This window comes from Streptomyces sp. NPDC057543 (assembly GCF_042801895.1).
In the GTDB taxonomy this organism is placed as follows: Bacteria; Actinomycetota; Actinomycetes; order Streptomycetales; family Streptomycetaceae; genus Streptomyces.
Genome location: NZ_JBHVFF010000434.1, coordinates 1 through 4,866, shown reverse-complemented (window position 1 = coordinate 4,866; position 4,866 = coordinate 1). Strand labels below are relative to the sequence as shown.

The following is a 4,866-nucleotide window of genomic DNA, read 5'->3' as shown; positions in this document are numbered from 1 at the left end:
CCGACCGGCTGCCGGGGCCCACCCGTCCCTCGTCGTTGTTCCGCGCGGTCAGGCCGCCCGGCTGTCCCCTTCGTGGGGGCGTCGGTGACGGCCGTGCGGCTGTGCTGACGTGTCGTCCGTCGCGACACCCCCTCGGTGCTTTCCGGAGCCACCGGCTTCGGCCCGTTCCGCGTCCGCCCCCGGCGGACGCGTCTGGGTCGTGTCGGTTCGGGCTTCAGACATGTGGGAAGTCACCCCGTTGTGATCGCTTACGTGTGTGTCACCAGGGCCGATCACGCCACCGCAACACGGCACGGTCACCAACGGCGACCGTCATACGGCTGCGTAGCCCAGGCCAAGGATCTTAACCAGGCACCATGCGCCCCATGAGAGGCGCCTGCCCCAGTGGAATCGGCTTGCACACCGGAAGAGGCACAGCGGCAGCGGACGGTTGCATACCGCTTTCGGCGGCCGGATCCGCCGACGGCCGAGCACCGTGTTCCCCGTCCACCGGTGCCTCCAGCAGTGCCACCCCGCACGCCACGTTCTCGTTGGCGTACGGAAGTCTGAGCAGGCCGTCCCGGGTCCACACCCCGCGACCGGCCTGCCACCCCTCGGGGGCGGCGAGTTGATGCAGTCGGCGTCCCGCCGGCCGCCACACCCCGAGCCAGCTGCCCGCCGACCCGTCGACCCGCAGGGCCACCGCACAGCTCTCCGGCATCAGCATCTGCCCCGGCTGTACGGCGAACGGCGTCACCGCGACATCCGCCGGGCGCAGACACTCCGGGAAACGCACCGGCAGACAGCTGCCCAGCACCCCCCACCCGAGCCGGTCGTGCCCCGGCGCGTCCGAGCGGATCAGCAGCAGACCGCTGTCCACGTCGGCGAGCAGCAGCCGGTCGTTGCTCCCCGGCGCGATCTGCAGCAGCGGTGTCACCTCGCCGCCCCGCTCCAGGTCCACGGCGACCGCCTTGACCGGCCCGCCGCCCGGCAGCTCCCGGTCCAGGGCCAGCAGCCGCCCCGCCCGGTCCAGCCAGACCCCGCCGGAGCAGCGCCCCGGCACCTCGGCGACCTGCTCGGGACCGAAGGCGCCGCCCGCCACCAGCCAGACGGCGGTGGAGCGCGCACCGACCGACAGGGCGTACGCGCATCGGCCGTTCGGCGACGGCGGCAGCAGGGTCAGATCCGCGCACCCGACGGCGCCGAGCGGCAGTTCACCGGTGCCGGGGCCGGTCGGATACAGCAACGAGAACGCATGCCGGTCCGCGACCCGGCGCCGGATCAGTACGCGTCCGTCCGCCAGCGGCAGCACGTCCGAGTCCGGCTCCTCCGGCTGGTCGAGGGGGAGCGGCACGGCGTACGGCTCGTGCCCGTCGAGCGTCCAGCGCTCCACGAACCACGCCTGCCCGGCCTCGCCCGCCGCACCGATGTCGCGCCGGGCGAGCCGGGCCGCGTACGAACCGTCCGCCGCGATCGTGAAGGCGGGCGGCGCGAGGGCTGCCCGGTCGGGCGCCCCCGGTTCACCCGGCGCGTCCGGTTCGTCGTCCCCCAGGATCGTGTCTCCGGCGGTTCCGGCGTCGCCGGCATCCCCGGCCGCCCCCACGGTCTCGTTCTCGATAGCACAGGCAGTCATGGGCTGGTCACCTCCGGCAACCGAAGCTAGTTTTCGCACTTCCTGCCGAACAACACGAGACCGGTCGCTTCACACATAAGGGTGGTGATGCCTGGATTCGCCTGAGGGCGAGGGGGTGCCTGTGCTGGACGCGAATCCGAATGGGTAAGGTTAGGCAGTCCTAAGCAGTCCTGGTGTGACCTTCGATCTGGAGCAAGTGATGTCCCTTCGTCGCCGCGGTACCGCCGCAGTCGGCCTGGCAGTGGCCGCCGCCCTTTCCCTCTCGGCCTGCGGGAGCGATGACGCAGGCTCGGGCGACTCGGCCAAGTCCGGCGGCGACAAGAAGGCGGCCGTCGCGACGGGCGGCAAGGACTTCGGCGACGCCGCGAAGAAGACGGCGGCGTACGGGACGGACGCCAAGGCCGGCGAGTTCCCCCGTACCCTCACCCACGCCATGGGCAAGACGGAGATCAAGTCCGCCCCCAAGCGCGTCGTCGTGCTGGACGTCGGCGAGTTCGACAACGTCGTCTCGCTGGGCGTGAAGCCGGTCGGCTACGCCCCCTCCGAGGGCGACGCGGCCATCCCCTCGTACCTGAAGAAGGACGCGGGCAACCCCAAGAACGTCGGCACGATCAACAACCTCAACCTCGAAGCCATCGCCGGCCTGAAGCCCGACCTGATCCTCGGCAGCCAGCTCCGCGCCGCCGACAAGTACGACGCCCTCTCCAAGATCGCGCCGACCGTGTTCTCCATCCGCCCGGGCTTCACCTGGAAGGAGAACTACCTCCTCAACGCGGCGGCGCTGGACAAGACCGCCAAGGCGAAGAGCGAGCTCGACGCCTACGAGGCGAAGGCGAAGAAGCTCGGCGAGGACATCGGCCCGGACAAGCCGACCATCTCCATGGTCCGCTACCTCCCGGACCGCATCCGCCTCTACGCCAAGGCGTCCTTCATCGGCACCATCCTCGAGGACGTCGGCCTGCCGCGGCCCAAGAACCAGCAGATCGACGACCTCGCCGCGGAGATCAGCCCGGAGAAGATCGACGAGGCCGACGCCGACTGGATCTTCACCGGCGTCTACGGCGACGTGAAGGCCACCAAGCGCGACACCACCCAGTCCAACCCGCTGTGGAAGAACCTCAAGGCGGTCAAGGACGGCCGGGCCAAGGACGTCTCCGACGAGACCTGGTACCTCGGCCTCGGTGTCACGGCCGCGAACCTGGTCCTCGACGACCTCCGCGCCGACCTCGTGAAGTAACGACCCGGTGTACGACAGCGAGTGGATCAGGTCGTAACGATTCATTCGCACCCCGTGGCCCGTCCTCACGGGTCGCGGAAGCCATGGACGACGGGGCACCAAGGGCAGGTAGCCTTTTCCTTGTGCCCCGTCTGTCCGAAGTCCTCGCCGAGCTCGACGCTCTCTGGCCGCCCGAGCGGGCCGAGAGCTGGGACGCGGTCGGTACCGTCTGCGGCGACCCCGCCTCGCACGTCGACCGGGTCCTCTTCGCCGTCGACCCCGTCCACGAGATCGTCGACGAGGCGCTCAGGCTCGGCGCCCAGCTGATCGTCACCCACCACCCGCTCTATCTACGGGGTACGACGACGGTCGCGGCCGACACCTTCAAGGGCCGGGTCGTGCACGCCCTCATCAAGCACGACGTCGCGCTGCACGTCGCCCACACCAACGCCGACACCGCCGACCCGGGCGTCTCCGACGCCCTCGCCGGTGCGCTCGACCTGCGCGTCGAGCGGCCCCTCGTACCGGATCCCACCGACCCCAAGGGCCGTCGCGGCCTCGGCCGGATCTGTGCGCTCGACCATCCCGAGAGCCTGGCCGACTTCGCCGCCCGCGCCGCCGCCCGGCTGCCCGCCACCGCGCAGGGCATCCGGCTCGCGGGCGACCCCGCGGCGACGGTGCGCACCGTCGCCGTCAGCGGCGGCTCCGGCGACAGCCTCTTCGACGCGGTGCGCGGCGCGGGCGTCGACGCCTTCCTCACCGCCGACCTGCGCCACCACCCGGCCTCCGAAGCCATCCAGCACTCCCCGCTCGGCCTGATCGACGCCGCGCACTGGGCCACCGAGTGGCCCTGGTGCGAACAGGCCGCAGCGCAGCTCGACGCGATTTCCGACCGCCACGGATGGGGCCTGCGGGTCCATGTCTCGAAGCAGGTCACCGACCCCTGGACCACCACCACCCACCACTCTTCTGGAGCCCCCAACTGAACGCCGCGCCCGCCGACCAGATCCGACTTCTCGATGTCCAGGCCCTCGACGTACGTCTGTCGCAGCTTGCGCACCGCCGTAAGTCGCTGCCCGAGCACGCCGAGATCGAGTCGCTCACCAGCGACGTCGCGCAGCTGCGCGACCTGCTGGTCGCCTCGCAGACCGAGGAGAGCGACACCGCCCGCGAGCAGACGAAGGCGGAACAGGACGTCGATCAGGTGCGCCAGCGTGCCGCCCGTGACCAGCAGCGCCTCGACTCGGGTGCGGTCACCTCGCCGAAGGACCTGGAGAGCCTCCAGCGCGAGATCGCCTCGCTGGCCAAGCGCCAGGGCGACCTGGAGGACGTCGTCCTCGAAGTGATGGAGCGCCGTGAGTCCGCTCAGGAACGCGTCACCGAGCTGTCCGACCGGGTCTCCGCGGTCCAGGCCAAGGCCGACGATGCGATCGCCCGTCGCGACGCCGCGACCAAGGAGCTCGACGAGGAGGCCGCGACCGTCACCAGGGAGCGCGAGCTCGTCGCCGGTTCCGTCCCCGCGGACCTGCTGAAGCTGTACGACAAGCTCCGCGTCCAGCAGGGCGGGGTCGGCGCGGCTCGCCTCTACCAGCGCCGCTGCGAGGGCTGCCGTCTCGAACTGAACATCACCGAGGTCAACGATGTGAAGGCGGCCTCCCCGGACACCGTCCTGCGCTGCGAGAACTGCCGCCGCATCCTGGTCCGTACGGCGGAGTCGGGCCTGTAATGACCCAGCCGCGCCAGCTCGTCATCGAGGCCGACGGCGGTTCCCGGGGCAATCCCGGGCCCGCCGGTTACGGTGCGGTCGTCATCGACCCGGTGACGGGGGAGACCCTTGCCGAGGCCGCCGAGTACATCGGCGTCGCGACGAACAACGTCGCCGAGTACAAGGGCCTCATCGCCGGCCTCAAGGCGGCGAAGGCGCTGCTGCCGGACGCCTCGGCGGACGGCGCGCTCCGGGTGCGGGTCCGGATGGACTCCAAGCTGGTCGTGGAACAGATGTCGGGCCGCTGGAAGATCAAGCACCCCGACATGAAGC

The 4,866-nt window shown here is 71.0% G+C and carries 5 protein-coding genes; 4 read left to right on the top strand and 1 reads right to left on the bottom strand.

The features are described from left to right. Nucleotides 1-343: 343 nt before the first annotated feature. On the bottom strand, nt 344-1,612 hold the full coding sequence (locus ACFU8Q_RS39075) for a hypothetical protein (RefSeq protein ID WP_384464233.1): 1,269 nt from the start codon (nt 1,610-1,612) through the stop codon (nt 344-346). Between the two features lie 199 nt (nt 1,613-1,811). Here ACFU8Q_RS39075 and ACFU8Q_RS39070 point away from each other — a divergent pair, with 199 nt between their 5' ends. The 4 genes from ACFU8Q_RS39070 to ACFU8Q_RS39055 form a co-directional block, all read left to right on the top strand. Continuing rightward, the gene (locus ACFU8Q_RS39070; RefSeq protein ID WP_384464237.1) at nt 1,812-2,849 is read left to right on the top strand and encodes an ABC transporter substrate-binding protein; all 1,038 of its coding nucleotides are present in this window, start codon (nt 1,812-1,814) and stop codon (nt 2,847-2,849) included. 122 nt (nt 2,850-2,971) lie between these two features. Next, nucleotides 2,972-3,814, top strand: coding sequence for a Nif3-like dinuclear metal center hexameric protein (locus tag ACFU8Q_RS39065; RefSeq protein WP_384464230.1), 843 nt, complete (start codon nt 2,972-2,974; stop codon nt 3,812-3,814). Beyond that, nucleotides 3,811-4,554 carry a zinc ribbon domain-containing protein gene (locus tag ACFU8Q_RS39060; protein WP_384464235.1) on the top strand — a complete coding sequence of 248 codons (744 nt, stop codon included), beginning with the start codon at nt 3,811-3,813 and terminating at the stop codon, nt 4,552-4,554. Before ACFU8Q_RS39065 ends, ACFU8Q_RS39060 begins: the two co-directional genes overlap by 4 nt. Next, nucleotides 4,554-4,866, top strand: a 313-nt coding sequence (locus ACFU8Q_RS39055) for a reverse transcriptase-like protein (protein ID WP_384464228.1), incomplete at its 3' end; no start/stop codon positions are given. The genes ACFU8Q_RS39060 and ACFU8Q_RS39055, both read left to right, overlap by 1 nt.